This is a genomic window from Falsigemmobacter intermedius, from assembly GCF_004054105.1.
Lineage (GTDB): Bacteria > Pseudomonadota > Alphaproteobacteria > Rhodobacterales > Rhodobacteraceae > Wagnerdoeblera > Wagnerdoeblera intermedia.
On record NZ_SBLC01000014.1, the window covers coordinates 81,047 to 99,192 of the forward strand.

Below are 18,146 nucleotides of genomic sequence, written 5' to 3' on the forward strand. Positions count from 1 at the left end.
CAAAACAAAAGGCGCTCCGGATCGGGCGCCTTTTTGGTTTTTGGGTTTTAAAAAATACTCTGCGGAGGGTCCGGGAGGTGCAAAACCTCCCGGGGGTGCCTCAGGTGCGACCGGCGCGTTCTTTGCCCGTCTTACCCGCCTTACCGTCCATATGCTTGCGCAGGCGAGATGGCGTATGGAATTTCTTCTCGCGGTAAGGGTTCTCATTCCCCTGTCCGCGCAGGAAAATCCGGATCGGCGTACCTGGCATATTGAAATCCGCGCGCAGGCCATTGATCAGGTAGCGCTTGTAGCTTTCCGGAATATCCTCGGGGCGCGAGCACTTGATGACGAAGCCCGGCGGACGGGTTTTCGCCTGAGTAATGTAGCGCAGCTTGATGCGGTGACCGCCCGGCGCCGGCGGCGGGTGCGCCTCGGTCATCGTCTTCAGCCAGAGGTTCAGCTTGTTCGTCGCAATGCGGCGGTTCCAGACAGCATGCGCTTTCAGGATTGCCCCGCGCAGACGATCAAGTCCGCGACCGGTGCGCGCGCAGATGGTGACCAGAGGTGCACCGCGCAGTTCCGGCAGAAGACGCTCGAACATCTCTTTGAGCTCTGCGAGCTTCTCGTTCTTGTCTTCGATCAGATCCCATTTGTTGACCGCAACCACGACCGCGCGGCCTTCACGCTCAGCAAAGCCTGCGATGCGGAGGTCCTGCACTTCAAACGGGATCTGAGCGTCGAGCAGAACGACGACCACTTCCGAGAAACGCACGGCGCGCAGACCGTCCGCCACCGAGAGCTTTTCAAGCTTCTCGTCGACCCGGCCTTTTTTTCGCATGCCTGCCGTGTCCCAGATCCGGATCGGGGTGTCTTCCCACTCGGTACGGATCGAGATCGCATCGCGGGTGATGCCAGCTTCCGGGCCGGTCAGCATGCGGTCTTCGCCGAGGATCTGGTTCACCAGGGTCGATTTGCCTGCGTTCGGACGGCCGATGACGGCGATCTGAAGCGGTTTGGCCTGGGTGATCAGCGGCTCGCCGTCAAAATCCTCTTCGCTGTCCTCGGGGATATCAACGTCGACTTCCGGTGCGTCAGCTTCTGCACGCTCTTTGAACTCCGTCGCGAGCGGGCGCAGCATATAATAGAGGTCATCCATGCCCTCGCCATGCTCGGCGGAAAGGCGCAGCGGCTCTCCCAGGCCGAGGCTCCAGGCTTCGAGCGCTTCAGCCTCACCGGCTTTGCCTTCGGCTTTGTTCACGCCCAGAATCACGCGGGCGTTCTTTTTGCGCAGGATATCCGCAAAGGTTTCATCCGAGGGCGTGATGCCGACACGGCCATCCACCAGGAAGAGGCAGATATCGGCCATATCCACAGCGCGCTCGGTCAGGCGGCGCATCCGCCCCTGAAGCGAATCGTCGGTCACTTCTTCGAGACCGGCGGTGTCGATGACCGTGAAGCGCATATCCATGAGCTTCGCATCGCCCTCGCGCAGGTCACGGGTCACCCCGGGCTGGTCGTCAACCAGCGCCAGACGTTTGCCGACAAGGCGGTTAAAAAGCGTCGACTTGCCCACATTCGGGCGCCCGACGATGGCCAGCGTGAAGCTCATGCGTGATTCTCCGTCAGCGTGCGGGAAGGCAGCACGCGAAGAAAGGGGGCTTACACGCTTTTGGCCTCAGCGGAAAGCCCGAAGCTGCCCTTTTGAAGTCAGAACGTAAATCGTGCCACCAGCCACTGCCGGCGGTGCGACCGCGCCGTCGCCCATCGCGATGGCCCCAAGCGAGGCCCCGCTTTCGGGCGAGAAGAAGCGCATCTGCCCGTCAGAGGAGACGACGACCAGACGACCACCGGCAAGAACCGGGCCATAATGGCCATAAACCTCAAGCTGTTTGCGGGCCGGGGTGCGGGTGTATTGCCCCATCGGCACCGACCAGATGGTCTCGCCGGTTTCGGCGTTCAGCCGCACAAGACGGCCCTGATCAGAAACCAGGAAGACCGAGCCACCGGCCGCCCAGACCGCATTCATGCTGCCTTCTTTGGCATCCCAGAGCATCTGGCCATTGCCGGCATTGAAAGCAACGGTGCGACCCGAAGAGGAGCCGACGTAGACCTTGCCGCCCGAAACCACCGGATCACCGGTGATCTCCTGCAGATAGGCAACGGCTGCACCACGGCGCTGGCCGGCCACGGCCCCCTGCCAGGTGATCTCGCCTTTGTTGCGGTCGATTGCCACAACCTGACCCGAGGAATAGGGCACCACCACGGTGGAGCCGTTCAGGGCGGGCGCAGTGCCGCCCAGAAGACCGGTGCCCTGCCGGACGCCGGTATGGGCCCATTTCACTGTGCCATTGGCGCCGTTGACAGCCCAGGCCCCGGCATCGCGGCCGGTGACATAGACCGTGCCGCCCTGCACCACAGGCGCGCCCGAGACGGGCGCCGAGAACTTCTGCCGCCAGAGGATACCGCCCGAAGCCGGGTCCAGCGCCAGCAGCTCTCCGAAGCCCGTGGTGACATAAAGCCGCCCGTCGCCATAGGCCATTCCACCGCCATTGGCGGCGTCGATATTTTCACCCGCAGGCGCGAGGTTCACGCTGTAGAGCGTGCCGCCATTGGCCGTGGAAGTGGCCACCAGCTGGTTGCGGCTGTCGATGGTAAAGGCGCGGCCTGCGGCCACGATCGGCGCGGCGGAGAGACGGTTGCGCTTGCCTGCCCCCGATCCGATCGTCGCGGCCCAGATCATCTGCGGCTGGGCCGAGAGCGCCAGATGCGGCATCGAGCGGGTTGCGGAACCGGCACGATGGCTCCATTCCGCATTGGTCTGCGCGGGGCCTGCGCTGAAGGGGGCGGTGCGGTTCTGCGGCGCGGCGGGATCAGCGACGAAGCCCCCGGCAGCGGCGGCCTGTATCTCATCAACAGGCGTGCGGGTGTCAAACCGCTGACCGCTGAGGATCACATCTTTTTCACATCCGGCGAGAACCACCGAAACTGCCACTGCCCCAAGGACTGCGCCGAGTTTTGCCACGAAGCCTCTTCCCCTTACCTTCACTGACGGGGCGCGGTGGCCCCTTCAGGATGTCAGTTCTGTGCGGACGGCGGCGCTTCGCCACCGAGGATCACAATCATCTGCCCGGCGCGGCTGCGCAAGCCCGTCGGCGCTTCGGTTGACGCCTGAAGCGCGCGGAAATCCGCCAGGGCTGCCTCGCGCTCGCCTGCGGCGACTTTGTCGAAGGCCAGCTGCTCCAGCGCCAGCGGACGGAAGGCCCGGCCCGGAGCGGCAAGCGCTTCAAGGCCCGCCTGACGTGCCGCAGGCTCATGGCCTGCGCCCGGTGCGATCAGCCAGCGCAGCGAGGCCAGATCCCGCCAGACCGGCGAGACCGAGCCATCTTCGGCCACGGCTTTCAGCCCGGCCAGCGCTTCGCTGCGCGCAGCCGCATCTTCAGAGGCGAAAGCCTCTCCCGCAGCCAGCAGCATTTTCAAAGCCGCACGGTCGCCGGTGCCATCAACAGCCGCCAGCGCTTTCTGGCGGGCAACTGCATCGGGCGCATCCATGGCCGCCAGAAGCGCGTCGCCATAAACCTCAGCATCGGCACGTTTGACCGATTTATCCCACTCGAAATAGGCCGCACCGCCCACGAGCGCGATAATGCCCGCAATGCCGATCCAGCCATAGCGCTTGAGATAACCAAAGAGCCGCTCGCGGCGAACCTCTTCGGTCACTTCGTCGATGAAACTCTCGTTGTTTGACACGGGATCAGGCCTCTTTTCGCTCGATCCGTCTTACACTTATGCGCTCTCGCTTGCCAAGCCCCGTGAGGGGAGAGGCGGGCGCTTACGCGCCCGTCTGCATATCCGAGGCCTGCCGCGCCCACATGGCGGCATAGCGCCCGCCTTTGGCCAGCAGTTCCTCATGGCGGCCCCGCTCAACCACTTCACCGGCGTCGAGCACCAGGATTTCATCCGCATCCGCGATGGTCGAAAGCCGGTGCGCGATGGAAATCACCGTGCGGCCCTGCCCCATTTCACGCAAAGAGTCCTGGATATCGCGCTCGGTCTGCGTATCGAGGGCTGAGGTCGCCTCATCGAGCAGCAGGATCGGCGGGTTTTTCAGAATGGTCCGCGCGATACCGACGCGCTGCTTTTCCCCGCCCGAGAGTTTCAGCCCGCGCTCACCCACTTTCGTTTCATAGCCTTCCGGCAGCGAGATGATGAAATCGTGAATTTTCGCAGCTTTTGCAGCGGCTTCGATCTCTTCGCGGGTGGCATCTGCGCGCCCGTAGGCGATGTTGTAAAGGACGGTGTCGTTGAAGAGAACCGTATCCTGCGGCACCACACCGATCGCCTGATGCAGCGAATGCTGGGTGATGTCGCGGATGTCCTGGCCATCGATTTTCACCGCGCCTTCCACCACATCATAGAAGCGGAAGAGCAGCCGCCCGATGGTGGATTTACCCGAACCGGACGGTCCGACCAGCGCAAGGGTTTTGCCGGCCGGCACCTCAAAGCTGACGCCTTTGAGAATGGGGCGCGACGGGTCGTAGCCGAATTTCACATCCTCGAAGCGGATCGCCCCGCCCGCGACGGCCAGTTTCGGCGCCTCAGCCTTATCGGTGATTTCAGCAGGCTGGTTCAGCAGGCCGAACATCTCGCCCATATCGACCAGCGCCTGACGGATTTCGCGGTAAACGGTGCCCAGAAAGCCCAGCGGCATGGTGATCTGAATCATATAGGCGTTGACCATGACGAAGTCGCCGACGGTCAGATCACCGCTCTGCACCCCCATGGCGGCCAGAACCATGACGATGATCAGCCCCAGGGTGATGATAAAGGCCTGACCGAAGTTCAGCATCGACAGCGACTGACCGGTCTGAATCGCAGCCTTTTCATAGCCTGCCATGGCCGCATCGTAGCGTGCCGCTTCGCGCGCTTCCGCGCCGAAGTATTTCACCGTTTCATAGTTCAGCAGGCTGTCGACAGCCTTCTGGTTCGCCTCAGTATCAAGATCGTTCATCCGGCGGCGCAGGTTCACCCGCCATTCGGTCACCCGCAGCGTCCAGAGAACATAGACCGCCACCACAACCACGACGGTCGCCACATAGGCAAAACCAAAGAGCGTGGCGAAGATGACCGAGACCAGCAGCAGTTCCAGAATCAGCGGCCCGATCGAGAAGATCAGAAAGCGCAGCAGGAAGTCGACGCCCTTCACCCCGCGCTCAATGATGCGCGACAGCCCCCCGGTGCGGCGGGTGATGTGATAGCGCAGCGAAAGGCGGTGAATATGGCTGAAGCTCTGGCGCGCAAGCTCGCGCAGCGCCCGCTGGCCGACTTTGACGAAGATCACATCGCGCAGTTCCGTAAAGCCTGCGGTCAGCAGACGCGCGACCCCATAGGCCAGCGTCAGCCCGATCGCACCCAGCCCCAGGGCGGAGAGACCATGATCCGCCGGCAGTTCGCCCGCCAGCGCGTCCACCGCGCCTTTGAAGAACCACGGCACCGAGACCGAGATGAACTTCGCCAGCAAAAGCACCACCAGAGCCGCTGAGACGCGCTGGCGCACCCAGGCCTGATCTTTCGGCCAGACGAAGGGAATGACGCGCCGCAGCGTGTCGCGTGCCGAAGCACGGGGGGTATCAGCGGAGGCAGGCTCCGGTTTGGCTTGTGCGAGATGCCGCATGGCTGTCCGTTCCTTGAGGTCGCGGAGAGATAGGCCGGTGGGGCGCGGGTTTCCAGCCCCGGGAAGGTTTTGCCGGAGGGTCTGAGGAGAACTTCCGGCAGATGCGCCGCTTTGGCGCCGCAGCCGCAGGCCCTTACATCATTCCTGCGGGAGCGCGAAGATCTGGCCGGGGTAGATCAGATCCGGATTGCGGATCTGATCGCGGTTGGCCTCAAAGACCTTCACATAATGAACGCCGTCTCCGAACCTCTCGCGCGCGATGCCCCAGAGGGTGAAGCCCGGCTGCACGGTGATCACGCCGGAGCGCTCAGGCTCGGCCGCGGCCTGCAGGCTGGCGGGATCTTCGCGCAGGAAGGGCGTCTCCGCGCGGGCCATGACACGACCATCGGTGGCGGTCTGATCGGCGCGCAGCATGTAAAGCCCCGGCGGCACCTCGGGCAGACCGGCGCTCCAGCCGCCCCGGGCATCGGTTTTCACATCCAGATGCTTTTCATTGTCGAGATAGATCCGCAGATCACTCTCAGGCTGGCCCCGCCCCGAGACCTCAACACCCCCACCCGCGCCATAGGCGATGGCATCAATGCTCAGCCCCTCAGGCAAAGGCGCGCGCAGCACACTGACGCCCTGGTCGGACACCACCAGACTTGCAGGCGGGGTCAAAGGGACTGCGACGACCGCTGCCTCAACGGCCTCGGGCAAAGATGGCGCCGCGAGAGCCTCTGCGGCAGGCGCGCTGGCCGGCACGGCCGCAGTGTCCTGCCCCGGCGCTGCGGCAACCTCTGCTGCCAGGGGCGCGGGATCTGCGGCGGCGGCAGTTGTCACGATCTCTTCCGGGGCGGGGGCGAGCAGCAGTTCAACGGCCTCACTCTGCCGCCCGTCCGCAGCCTGCCCGCGAAGGATCAGGCTGCGCGCCTGAGCCGCGGGGGCCAGGTCAAAGAGCATGGCAAAGCGTCCGCCCGCATCCGGCTTTGCCGAGGCCAGCACCTCCTCTCCGAGCGAAAGGCGCACCTCCGTGCTGCCCGGGGCGCGACCGGCCAGAACCGCACTGCCGTCGCGGGAGTGGCTGAAGGTATCAATCTGCGGCGCGGCGGGCAGTGCCGCCTGCGCCACCTCTCCATCGGGAGAAGCTGTAGCAGCGGGCTGATCCGGGGCCGATGGGGCTTGAGTGACCGCCTCGGGCGGCGACGCAACCGGGGCCCCGCCACCGGAGGGCTGCGCCAGAGGTGCAGGGTGAGAGACGACCGTCCCCTGCGGGGAAGAGCCGCGCATCCAAAGAACTGCGGCCACACCCGCAGCAGCCACAGCGACGGCAACCCCGATCCAGGGCGCGACCTTTTGTCCCATCATTTCCCCCTGCGGCCCCATTCTTCGGGGGTCCTGCTTGAGTGAGCATAAGAAGGCTTATACCAGAGGTCAAAGCCCGAGTGCAGGAGAACGCCCCATGAGCCCCGCCCGCCTGACCCCCCGTTCTGTCTGCGTCTTCTGCGGCGCACGCAACGGCAATCGTGAGATCTTTGCCCAGGCGGCACAGGCCACCGGTCGCATGATCGCAGAGAACGGCTGGCGGCTGGTCTATGGCGCAGGCGATGTCGGCCTGATGGGCGAAGTGGCCAGCGCAGCCCAGGGCGCGGGCGGCGAAGCGCTTGGCATCATCCCGCAGCATCTGATGAAGCGCGAACGCGGCCGTCAGGAGCTGACGACCATGATCATCACCCAGGACATGCATGAGCGCAAAAAGGTCATGTTCATGAACTCGGATGTGGTGGTTGTGCTGCCGGGCGGGGCCGGCTCGCTCGACGAACTCTTTGAGGTGCTCACCTGGCGTCAGATCGGCCTGCATGAAAAACCGATCTATCTGGTCAATACCGAAGGCTACTGGGACCCGCTTCTGACGCTGATGGATCACATCATCTCGCAGGGCTTTGCCGAGCCCTTCGTGCGCGACTTCCTGACCGTGGTACCGGATGCTGAGGTCCTGGAAGCCGCACTCCGCACCGCGCTGGCCTGAGCCCGCGCTCCCTCGGCTGACGTGAGAACAGGGGGCCTTTCGGCCCCCTGTTTCAGTCCTCAAAGAACGGAAGCTGCCGCTTTGCGCGCCACGGCAGCCCCTTCGCTTATTTCCCCGCGATCAGACGCGCAGCCGCCGTCACGCCGCCCGAGCCATGCGGGATATCCAGCGCGATCATCCCCGCCTCCATCACCGCCAGGGTGCCAAGGATCATATGCGGGTTGAGATGGCCCATGTGGCCCACGCGCAGGTGACCATCCGACATCCGCTCTCCCGGCGCGGCCATGCCAAGGCCGATCCCCAGGGTCACGCCGCCCTCTTTCTCACACCAGCCGCGCAGACGGGTGGCATCGGGCGAGGGGATGATCGCCGTGGTCACCGACCGCGCACGGGAAGCCGGATCCGCCATGTTCAGATGGATCCCCGAGCCGCCCTGCCCCCAGGCATCAAAAGCCGCCCAGACCGCGCGGGCAAGGGTGTCGTGGCGCGCCCAGGCGGCCTCCATCCCCTCTTCATGGACCAGCATCTTCAGCGCTTCCTGCAGCCCGAAAAGATGATGAGTGGGCGCGGTGCCGAAGAAATTCTCCCAGAACTCTTTGGCGCGAGCCCGCAGCGTCCAGTCCCAATAGGGCGTGCGCAGATCGGCGGCTTTGCAGGCCTCCATGGCCTTATCCGAGACCCAGACAAAGCCGAGACCCGGGGGCACCATCAGCCCTTTCTGGCTGGCCGCCACCGCCACATCGACACCCCAGGCGTCAAACTCAAAGCGGTCACAGCCCATGGAGGCAATGCAATCCACCGCCAGCAGCGCCGGATGGCCGGCGGCGTCGATAGCTTTGCGCACGGCCTCAACGTCGTTCAGAACCGAGCTTGCGGTATCCACCTGGGTCAGCAGAACGGCTTTGATCTTATGGTCTTTGTCAGCCCTCAGCGCCGCTTCAACGCGGTTGGGATCAACGGCGGCACGGCGGCCAAAATCGATCGTCTCCACTTCGATCCCGAGGTCGCGGGCGTGACGCGCCCAGCCCTCGCCGAAATGCCCGGTCACCAGCGAGAGGGCCTTATCGCCCCGGCTGAAGAGATTGGTATTCGCCGCCTCCCAGGCCGCATGGCCATTGCCCATATAGATGGCCACGTTCTGGCTGGTGCGGGCCACCGCTTTGAGATCGGCACGCAGCTGCGGCACGGCCTCAGGCAGCTCTCCGGCATAGATATTCGGCGCCGCACGGTGCATGGCATTGAGCACCCGGTCCGGCATCACTGAGGGGCCGGGGATCGACAGCAACGGGCGGCCCTGAGAAAGGCTCATGGTTCTCTCCTGTTCAGACAGCCAAGGGCTATCAGGACGCCGCGCGGCGTCAACGGGGCCTGCGACATTCTGCCCGCCGTTCCGTCAGTCTGCCGCCGCAGCCCGGGGCACGCCCCACAAAGCGCAGGCCTGCCAAAAGGAAAGGCAGGCCCGAAAGCCTGCCCTGAAATCCCGTGACACGAGAGGCTGACGCGCCTCTCAGATCAGGCCGCGTTCAGTGCGGCAATGATCTGCGCAAAATCCGCAGCCTTCAGCGAAGCGCCCCCGACCAGCGCACCGTCCACGTCTTTCAGCGCAAAAATCTGCGCGGCATTCTCCGGCTTCACCGATCCGCCGTAGAGCAGCGGAATATCCGCCGCCGCCGCGCCGAAGCGTGCCGAAAGGTCTGCGCGCAGCGCGGCATGAACGGCGAGAATATCGCCCTCGACCGGGACACGGCCGGTGCCGATGGCCCAGACCGGCTCATAGGCCACGACGAGGTTCGCCGGATCTGCCCCCTGCGCGAGAGAGCCCGCAAGCTGCGCGGAGACCACCTCAAGCGTGCGGCCCGCGTCACGCTCTGCAAGGGTTTCACCCACACAAAGGATCGCCACCAGGCCTGCAGCCTGGGCGGCCAGAACCTTGGCTGCCACAAGGGCATCGCTCTCGCCGTGATCGGCGCGGCGCTCGGAATGCCCGAGGATCACATGCGAGGCGCCTGCATCTTTCAGCATGGCAGCAGAAATGTCACCTGTATGCGCGCCCTGCGGATTGGCGTGGCAATCCTCACCGCCAATGGCGATGCGCCCGGCCGACAGGCGGGCGGCGCGGTCGATCAGGGTGGCGGGCAGGCACAAAAGCACCTCGCAGCGCTCGGGCTGCGGCGCGGCGCAAAGCGCCTCAACCTCGGCCAGATCTGCGCTCAGGCCGTGCATTTTCCAGTTTCCCGCTGCCAGTCTGCGCGCCATCTGTCTCTCCTAAGCTCAATCGATCTGCGGGATGCCACAAGCCCGCCGCCAAAGCAAGAAAGGCCCCCGCCCCACTGGCCCCGGCGGGGGATTGCTGCCAGAACACGGCACAAGTGTCTGAGGGGCTGCGCCATGATCCTGTGTTGCGGAGAAGTGCTGATCGATCTGGTGCCGGAGCCGGGTCGCAGCGGGGGCGCACTTTTGCCGCTGCCCGGCGGCGGGCCGTTCAATACCGCCATTGCGCTTGCCCGCCTTGGCGCAGTGGCGGGCTTTTGCGGCGCAGTCTCAACCGACGGCTTTGGCGCAAAGATCGCGGCGCGACTTCACGCGGAAGGCGTGCAGCTGCATGCGCCGCGCACCGCAGCCCCCACCCCGCTTGCGGTGGTCACGCTCGATCCGGAGGGGCGGGCGGCTTACAGCTTCTATACGGAACGCACCGCGCTTCACGCCCTTGCCGACGCACCGCCCCCGCCGGGGGCCGCCATTGCACTTTTTGGCGGCATTTCCCTGGGGCTGGAGCCCTGCGGCACAGTTTATGAGGCGCTTTTTGAGCGGCAGAAGGCGTCCGGCGCACTCATGGTCATCGATCCCAACATCCGCCCCGCCGTGATCGGCAGCGGAGAGGTGACCCGCAGCCGTCTGGCGCGGATGCTGCCGCGCGCCGACATCCTCAAACTCTCGGACGAAGATCTCGCATGGCTGAGCGACGATCCTGAAGCGCAGCTCAGGGACTGGCTCGCCGCCGGGGTCGGCCTGATCTGCCTGACGCTGGGCGGCAAAGGCCTGCGGCTGCTGCGCCCCGGCCTGGATCTTCATCTGCCCGCCGAAGCCATCACCCCGGTCGATACCATCGGCGCCGGAGACAGCTTCAGCGCCGGAGTGCTGCAGGCTCTGTGGGAAAACGGCCTGCGCAGCGGGGCGGATCTGCGGGCCCTGCCGGAGGCGGATTTGCGCAAAGCCGCAGATTTCGCGCAAAAGGTGGCAGCCCTGACCTGCAGCCGCCAGGGCGCTGATCCGCCACATCGGGCTGAACTGGGTTAAAGCGCCCGGCCCCGCAGCGACGAAAGCACCTCCGCGGGCGGCAGGCTCGCGCGGTATTCCAGCCCGATGTCCAGATCCCGCTCCATGGCCAGCGCGCGCAGCCCAAGCCAGGCGGGCAGATCCTCTGCCAGGGGATCTCCGCGATCCTCGGCACGGGCGAGTTGCAGATGCCCCAGATGGGGCGCAAGCCCGCACAGCCGGGACAGCGCCGCCGCGCCACAGAGGCTGCTGAAGTGATACCAGTCGCCCATCAACCGAAGCTGCGGGTCGGGCAAGGCGGCCACCACCGCCTCAAAACGCTCAGGGCTGTTCATCCAATAGCCCGGCATCGCGGCAGGAGAGATCACCTCCAGAAGCAGCCTGCGGTCGGTGCAACCAAGGGCAAACTCAAGATTTCTCAGCAAAACCGCCTCAGCCCCGGCCTCGCTGGTGCGGCCCGTCATGATGTGGATGGCCCGGGCGTCAAGCGCCTCTGCCACCTCGAGGGCCGAGAGAAATTCGGCCCGAAACCGCGCCTCCTCCCCCGGCAGAGCGGCGGATCCGGCGGTCGAACCCATGGCGCAGTTGAGGCTGCAGAGCTTCAGCCCCTCGTCGTGCAAGAGGCCTGCGATCAGGCGCAGATCGCTGCTCTGCGCCTGATCGTGAAATTCCACCGCCCGAAAGCCCGCCCGCGCCGCTGCCGTAATCCGCTGCGGAAACGGCAGATCGGTGAAGAGAAAGCCAAGGTTGGCGGAAAACTCCATTCCCCCGGCCCTCAGCTCAGGAAATCTGAGATCACCGCCACGCCCGGCGGGGTCGGCCCGTCAAAGGCGCGCAGTTCCGCACTGGCACCGGAAAGCCCGATCTCCCGCGCGATGAGCGGGCGGATATCGACGCGCCCCGCCTCAATCAGCCCCAGAAGCGAGGGGTAGCGCCAGGCGGGCATCCCGCGGGTGCCATAAAGCGCGAGGTTCTTCATATAGACCGTGTTCATATTGATCTGCATGGTCGCCGTATGGCCCACCGGCATGCCGACCTGCACATGGCGGCCCAGCGGGCGCAGACAGTCGATCGAGCCATTGGTGGTCACTTCAAGCCCCAGCGCCTCGATCGAGACATGCGCCCCAGGCCCGCCGGTGATTTCACGGATTTTCGCCGCCACATCGCCGTCACGGGCATTGACCGCAGCCTCTGCCCCGAGCGCCAGCGCATGGTCGAGCTTTTCCTGCACCACATCGACCACGATCACCCGCGCGCCCAGCGCCTGGCCAAGCAGAAGGCACGACAGCCCGATGCCCCCGGTGCCATGCACCGCCAGCCATTCGCCCGCCTGAACCGCCGCCCGTCCGCTCAGCGCATGCCAGGCCGTGGTCACCCGGCAGCCAAGCCCCGCAGCCATCACCGGTGAGAGGCTTTCCGGCAGCCGCGTCAGGTTCTGCGCCGAACGCGGCACCGAGATATATTCCGCGAAAGCCCCCGGCTCGACAAAGCCCGGCAGGCGCTGGTCAAAGCAGGTGTTCGACTGCCCCGACTGGCAGGCCGGACAGGAGCCGCAGGCGAGGATAAAGGGCGCGATCAGCCGGTCGCCGACCTTCCAGCCCGAGCGCGGACCGGCCTCCACCACCTCGCCGCAATACTCATGTCCAGGGATCTGTCCGGGCTTTACGCGCGGATGCTCTCCGACCCAGCCGTGCCAGTCTGAGCGGCAGACACCACAGGCAAGGGTTTTCAGGACGACGCCGTCCTCTTCACAGCCCGGGTCAGCGACCGTTTCAATCGACAGATCAGCCCGATAGGCCCGTAATACCGCAGCGCGCATGCTTCCCCCCCCCCTGCAGGTTCCGGAACTGAAGTTCCGGCCTCAGGGAGCCTCAGCGCCCGACCAAGGTCAAGCGCCCGCAGCTTCGCGCGACCAGGTTTTCACAAAGTTCACCCTTCCGGGCGCGGATAAAAGGCCTCGCGGTAGATCACCGGCGGCCCGTCCTGCGCAAGCGCGGCCTGAAAGGCCGGGCGCGATGCGATGCGGCTCTGCCAGGCGCTCAGACCCGGCACTTCCTCGGGCTGCAGGAAGTACCGCGCTTGCCAGACGCCATAGCCCACCGCGATATCCGCTGCAGAAAAGCCCGAGGGCAGCAGCCAGTCGCGCTCGGCCATATGGGCCAGCGCCCCGGTCAGGGTTTTGGCCAGCCGCGCCGCTTCAAGCCGCATGACCGTCGGCGAGCGCATCTGCGGCTCGCGCAGAATGACGTGATGCTGGGTGAGATTGGCCAGATGCTGGCCAATGGTCTCGCCGTAATGCAGCCCCTCCAGATAGGCCATCCGTTCGGGATGGCCGGGCGGGCGGCCCAGCGCGGGGGCTCGCGTTTCGGCCAGATATTCCATGATCGCGGCGCTTTCGGCCATGGGCGCCCCCCCGAGCGTCACCGCCGGGACCCGACCCGCCAGAGAGCGCGCCAGATGCTCAGGCGTGCGCAGAGAGGATCCGTCAAAGCCCAACAGGTGAAGCCGATAGGGCAGCCCCGCTTCGTGCAAAAACCACAGCACCCGGAAAGAGCGCGACTGCGGCACATGCCAGAGTTCAATTTCCCCGCTCAATTCCAAAGCCCCTTCTGTCTGCGCCAGGGCGCCCGCCGATCTGCGGGACAGCGCAAAGGCCGCCCGGGAACAAAAACGACAGCACCGCTCATTCCGCCTCCACAGCCAGGGTGATCAGCGCCGCCCCGGCCTCTACCTGAGCGCCGGCCTCAATCAGGACTTCCGCGATTTCGCCATCACGACCTGAGGTCAGCACATGTTCCATCTTCATCGCCTCGAGCACGGCGAGGCGGTCGCCCTGCGCCACCTTTTGCCCCGGATGCACAAAGACCGCCTTGACCAGGCCCGGCATGGGCGAAAGCGTGACATTGCCCCCTGCCCCTGCGGCAACGGCCCGGTCGAGCGGATCGGGCAGGGTAAAGCGAAATGCCCCCTGGCCGAAAACATCGACCACCCGCCCCCGCCGCACCACCCGCGGCCCTGCGGGGCGACCATTGATCCACCAGCCCTGAGACCTGCGCTCACAGATCAACACGCCCGAGCCGGTGTCGATCTCTGCCCGGTCCGGCCCGCTCAGCGACAGGCCGACCCGCTGCACGCCTGACGGGCCCTCAAGCAGAACGCTCTGCCGGAGCGGCTCCCACAGCGCAAAGCCGGTGAGCGGCGCTGCCTCATGAAGAAGATCCGCAGCCGCCAGTGCGGCAAGCGCCAGATCTTCCGGCTGCGGCTCCGCCTGGTATATGAGCCGGTTCAGGTCGCGCTCAATCAGGCCGGTATCCACCTCTCCCCGCCCAAAACCCTCATGCGCGGCAAGTGCGGCCAGAAACCCGAGGTTGGTCACGGAACCCGCCACTTCCGTCGCCGCCAGCGCGGCGGAGAGTTTGCGCAAAGCGATGTCGCGGGTCGCGCCATGGGTGATGATCTTGGCGATCATCGGGTCATACCAGGGGCTGATGCTGTCCCCTTCGCGCACGCCGCTGTCGGCACGGATGCCCGGCGGAAAGCGCAGATGATCGAGCCTTCCCGTCGCGGGCAGAAAGCCTGCGGGCACATCCTCGGCATAGAGCCGCGCCTCAAAGGCATGGCCCGTGATCTTCAGATCCTCCTGCCGCGCGGGCAGCGGCTCTCCGGCGGCCACGCGCAGCTGCCATTCGACCAGATCAACCCCGGTGATGGCCTCTGTGACCGGATGTTCGACCTGCAGCCGGGTGTTCATCTCCATGAACCAGAAGCGGTCAGGCCGCAGCCCCTCAGAGCCGTCAACGATGAACTCAATGGTGCCCGCGCCCTTGTAGCCGATCGCCTCAGCCGCGCGGACGGCGGCCTGGCCCATGGCGGCGCGCATCTCAGGTGTCATCCCGGGGGCCGGGGCCTCTTCAATGACCTTCTGGTGGCGGCGCTGGAGCGAGCAGTCGCGCTCAAAGAGATGCACCGCACGCTGACCGTCGCCAAAGACCTGAACCTCAATATGGCGCGGGGCAGTGATATATTTCTCAATCAGCACGGCCGGATTGCCAAAGGCGGTGCGTGCCTCGCCCTGGGCACTGGCCAGCGCATCGGCGAAATCCTCAGCCCGGGTGACTTTGCGCATTCCCTTGCCGCCGCCCCCGGCCACCGCCTTGATCAGCACGGGCCAGCCGATCTCTGCGGCGGCACGGGCCAGGACCGCCGGGTCCTGGTCTTCCCCCTGCCAGCCCGGCACCACCGAAACACCGGCCTGAGCCATCAGCCGCTTGGCGGCATCTTTCAGCCCCATGGCGCGGATCGCCGCCGCAGAGGGGCCGATGAAGACCAGCCCGGCCGCTTCCACCGCCTCAACGAAATCGGGGTTTTCCGAGAGGAAGCCATAGCCCGGGTGAATGGCCTCTGCCCCGGTGGCCAGCGCGGCCTCAATAAGACGTTCACCGCGCAGATAGCTTTCCGCCGGAGCGGGGCCGCCGATCAGCACCGCCTCCCCCGCAAGGGCCACATGGCGCGATGCGGCATCGGCCTCAGAGTAGACCGCCACTGTGGCCACCCCAAGGCGATGGGCGGTTTCCATGATGCGGCAGGCGATTTCGCCGCGGTTGGCGATCAGGATTTTGCCAAACATCTCAGCCCCTTCTCTGCGCATTGAGGCAGGAGAGCGCCTCTGTGGTGATGCCGTCCAATATCTCAGCCGCCGGAGCAATCCCGCCGATCAGCCCGACCGCCTCCCCCGCCACCGGCGTGCCGATTTGGGCATCGCCCCTGGCCTGTGCCTCTGCCCAGGCCTGCCGCAGGGGCTCCTGCGCCGGATCACGCAGGGCGTCCGGGTTGCTCTGCCACTGGTCCGTGAACGCGCTGCGCAGCGTGCGGATCGTATAGGGCGCGGGCCAGTGCAGCATCCGCGCCGCATCCGGCACCGAGCCGCGCAGGGTCTGATCGCCCGTGGCTGCCAGGGCAGCCTTATGAAACCCCTCCGGCACCAGCGCTTCCCGAGCGGCCCAGAAGCGGCTGCCGATCAGCACACCCTCGGCCCCGAGCATCAGCGCCGCCGCCAGCCCGCGCCCGTCTGCAATGCCGCCCGCTGCCAGCAAAATCCGGTCGGGCGCCTTTGCGGCAAGATAATCCGCCACCTCCGGCACCAGGGTCATGGTGGCGCGCGTCGCCCCATGCCCCCCCGCCTCAGAGCCTTGGGCCACAATGACATCGGCGCCGGCCTCCACCGCCGCCTTCGCCCCGGCAAGCTCCTGCACCTGAGCGATCAGCGGGACGCCTGCCGCACGGATCTGCGCCGCGAAGGGCTGCAGGTCCCCAAATGAGAGCATCACCGCTTTGGGGCGGCGCTCAAGCGCTTCAGCGAGCAGTCCCCCGGTCAGCTTCCAGGTAATGAAGCCGATCCCGATCTCTGCCCCGCCCGCCAGGGGCCACTGCGCATGGATCCAGTCCGCATCGCCATAACCGCCCCCCAGAAGCCCCAGCCCCCCGGCGCGCGCCACTGCCCCGGCCAGCTCCCCGCCTGCCACCCCCGCCATGGGGGCAAGCGCGACCGGATGGCGCAAACCGAAAGCCTTCGTAAACCGCGTCTCAATCGCCATGGCTCACATCCTGAAAATGCCGAAGCGTGTGGGCTCAATCGGCGCATTCAGCGCGGCGGACAGCGACAGCGCCAGCACATCGCGTGAGCGGCGCGGGTCAATAATCCCGTCATCCCAAAGCCGCGCCGAGGCATAGAGCGGATGGCTTTGTTCTTCGAACTGCGCCAGCGTCGGGGCTTTGAAGGCAGCCTCTTCTTCGGCGCTCCAGGAGCCGCCTGCGCGTTCAATCCCCTCGCGGCGCACGGTGGCAAGAACCCCTGCCGCCTGCTCTCCGCCCATGACCGAGATGCGGCTGTTGGGCCAGGTCCAGAGGAAGCGCGGCTGATAGGCGCGCCCGGACATGCCGTAATTCCCGGCCCCGAAAGAGCCGCCCACCAGCATGGTCACCTTTGGCACATTGGTGGTGGCCACCGCCGTCACCAGTTTCGCGCCATGCCGCGCGATGCCTTCGGTCTCATATTTCCGGCCCACCATAAAGCCGGTGATATTTTGCAGAAACACCAGCGGGATATTGCGCTGGCTGCAAAGTTCAACGAAATGCGCGCCTTTGACGGCGGAGTCGGAAAAGAGCACACCGTTATTGGCCACAATCCCCACCGGACAGCCCCGGACATGGGCAAAGCCGGTCACCAGCGTCTCGCCGAAACGCGCCTTAAACTCATCAAAGCGCGAGCCGTCGACCAGCCGCGCGATCACTTCGCGAATATCGTATGGCGTGCGCAGATCGGCGGGCACAAGTCCGAGGATTTCTTCGGGATCATAGGCGGGATCCTCAGGCGACTGCCACTCAACGCCTGAAGGCTTAACGCGATTCAGGTTGCTGACGGCCCGCCGCGCCAGGGCAAGGGCATGGGCGTCATCTTCGGCCAGATAATCCGCCACGCCCGAGAGCCGCGTATGCACATCGCCGCCGCCCAGATCTTCGGCTGAGACCACCTCGCCGGTGGCGGCTTTCACCAAGGGCGGTCCGGCCAGAAAAATGGTGCCCTGCTCTTTGACGATGATGGTCACATCCGACATCGCGGGCACATAGGCGCCGCCTGCAGTGCAGCTGCCCATCACCACGGCGATCTGCGCGATCCCTGCCGCCGACATCCGGGCCTGATTGTAAAAGATGCGGCCAAAGTGGTCGCGGTCGGGGAAAACCTCATCCTGCTGCGGCAGGTTCGCGCCGCCGCTGTCGACCAGGCAGACGCAGGGCAGATGGTTTTCGGCGGCGATTTCCTGTGCGCGAAGATGCTTTTTCACCGTCATCGGATAATAGGTGCCGCCCTTCACGGTTGCGTCATTGCAGACCACCATGACCTCGCGCCCCTCCACCCTCCCGATACCGCAGATGAGGCCCGCGCCGGGGGCGGCGCCGTCATACATGCCATGCGCCGCCGTGGCCCCGATCTCAAGGAAGGGCGATCCGGGATCCAGAAGCCCCGCCACCCGCTCACGCGGGGGGAGTTTGCCGCGCGCGATATGGCGGGCGCGTGCTGTCTCACCGCCCCCCGCCCGCGCGGCGGCGGCCGCCGCCGCCACCTGTTCCAGCAGCGCAAGATGCGCCGCACGATTGGCCCGAAAGCTCTCTGAGCCGGTCAGAACGCGGGAGGTGAGTTTCATTGCGGCT

General features: G+C 65.8%; 15 protein-coding genes. 2 read left to right on the forward strand and 13 right to left on the reverse strand.

The genetic code is table 11. The annotated features are described in order from the left end of the window. Positions 1-100: 100 nt before the first annotated feature. The 5 genes from der to EP867_RS11495 form a co-directional block, all read right to left on the reverse strand. Positions 101-1,591: a ribosome biogenesis GTPase Der gene (der, locus tag EP867_RS11475; RefSeq protein WP_128489307.1), complete on the reverse strand. Its 1,491-nt coding sequence runs from the start codon at positions 1,589-1,591 to the stop codon at positions 101-103. Between the two features lie 66 nt (positions 1,592-1,657). Next, positions 1,658-3,004, reverse strand: a complete 1,347-nt coding sequence (locus EP867_RS11480; protein WP_128489309.1) for an outer membrane protein assembly factor BamB family protein — start codon at positions 3,002-3,004, stop codon at positions 1,658-1,660. 53 nt (positions 3,005-3,057) lie between these two features. After that, on the reverse strand, positions 3,058-3,729 hold the full coding sequence (locus EP867_RS11485; RefSeq protein WP_128489311.1) for a hypothetical protein: 672 nt from the start codon (positions 3,727-3,729) through the stop codon (positions 3,058-3,060). Positions 3,730-3,811: 82 nt separating this feature from the next. After that, positions 3,812-5,653 carry an ABCB family ABC transporter ATP-binding protein/permease gene (locus EP867_RS11490; RefSeq protein WP_128489313.1) on the reverse strand — a complete coding sequence of 614 codons (1,842 nt, stop codon included), beginning with the start codon at positions 5,651-5,653 and terminating at the stop codon, positions 3,812-3,814. 138 nt (positions 5,654-5,791) lie between these two features. Beyond that, positions 5,792-7,000, reverse strand: coding sequence for a LysM peptidoglycan-binding domain-containing protein (locus EP867_RS11495; RefSeq protein ID WP_128489315.1), 1,209 nt, complete (start codon positions 6,998-7,000; stop codon positions 5,792-5,794). A 94-nt stretch (positions 7,001-7,094) separates the two neighbouring features. Between EP867_RS11495 and EP867_RS11500 the strand changes: the two genes are divergently transcribed. Then, positions 7,095-7,661 (forward strand): LOG family protein, encoded by a 567-nt coding sequence (locus EP867_RS11500; protein ID WP_128489318.1) that lies wholly within the window; start codon positions 7,095-7,097, stop codon positions 7,659-7,661. 106 nt (positions 7,662-7,767) lie between these two features. Here the strand turns inward: EP867_RS11500 and EP867_RS11505 are convergent, their stop codons facing one another. Both EP867_RS11505 and tpiA read right to left on the reverse strand, forming a co-directional pair. After that, on the reverse strand, positions 7,768-8,970 hold the full coding sequence (locus EP867_RS11505; RefSeq protein WP_128489320.1) for a pyridoxal-phosphate-dependent aminotransferase family protein: 1,203 nt from the start codon (positions 8,968-8,970) through the stop codon (positions 7,768-7,770). A 203-nt stretch (positions 8,971-9,173) separates the two neighbouring features. After that, the gene (tpiA, locus tag EP867_RS11510) at positions 9,174-9,917 is read right to left on the reverse strand and encodes a triose-phosphate isomerase (protein ID WP_128489322.1); all 744 of its coding nucleotides are present in this window, start codon (positions 9,915-9,917) and stop codon (positions 9,174-9,176) included. 132 nt (positions 9,918-10,049) lie between these two features. Between tpiA and EP867_RS11515 the strand changes: the two genes are divergently transcribed. Beyond that, a complete protein-coding gene (locus tag EP867_RS11515) occupies positions 10,050-10,958 on the forward strand; it encodes a carbohydrate kinase family protein (protein WP_128489324.1) in 909 nt (302 codons plus the stop codon). Here the strand turns inward: EP867_RS11515 and EP867_RS11520 are convergent. The 6 genes from EP867_RS11520 to EP867_RS11545 all read right to left on the reverse strand — a co-directional run bounded on the left by EP867_RS11520 (position 10,955) and on the right by EP867_RS11545 (position 18,139). Next, positions 10,955-11,701, reverse strand: coding sequence for a TIM barrel protein (locus EP867_RS11520; RefSeq protein ID WP_128489326.1), 747 nt, complete (start codon positions 11,699-11,701; stop codon positions 10,955-10,957). The genes EP867_RS11515 and EP867_RS11520 overlap by 4 nt on opposite strands. A gap of 11 nt (positions 11,702-11,712) precedes the next feature. Next, entirely contained in the window at positions 11,713-12,756 is a 1,044-nt protein-coding gene (locus EP867_RS11525; protein WP_128489328.1) for a zinc-dependent alcohol dehydrogenase family protein, read from the reverse strand. 110 nt (positions 12,757-12,866) lie between these two features. Beyond that, on the reverse strand, positions 12,867-13,532 hold the full coding sequence (locus EP867_RS11530; protein ID WP_174722322.1) for a glutathione S-transferase family protein: 666 nt from the start codon (positions 13,530-13,532) through the stop codon (positions 12,867-12,869). A gap of 88 nt (positions 13,533-13,620) precedes the next feature. Then, on the reverse strand, positions 13,621-15,564 hold the full coding sequence (locus tag EP867_RS11535) for an acetyl/propionyl/methylcrotonyl-CoA carboxylase subunit alpha (RefSeq protein WP_128489330.1): 1,944 nt from the start codon (positions 15,562-15,564) through the stop codon (positions 13,621-13,623). A 1-nt stretch (position 15,565) separates the two neighbouring features. Next, the gene (locus tag EP867_RS11540) at positions 15,566-16,531 is read right to left on the reverse strand and encodes an NAD(P)H-dependent flavin oxidoreductase (protein WP_128489332.1); all 966 of its coding nucleotides are present in this window, start codon (positions 16,529-16,531) and stop codon (positions 15,566-15,568) included. 3 nt (positions 16,532-16,534) lie between these two features. Then, entirely contained in the window at positions 16,535-18,139 is a 1,605-nt protein-coding gene (locus tag EP867_RS11545; RefSeq protein ID WP_128489334.1) for a carboxyl transferase domain-containing protein, read from the reverse strand. Positions 18,140-18,146 lie beyond the last annotated feature (7 nt).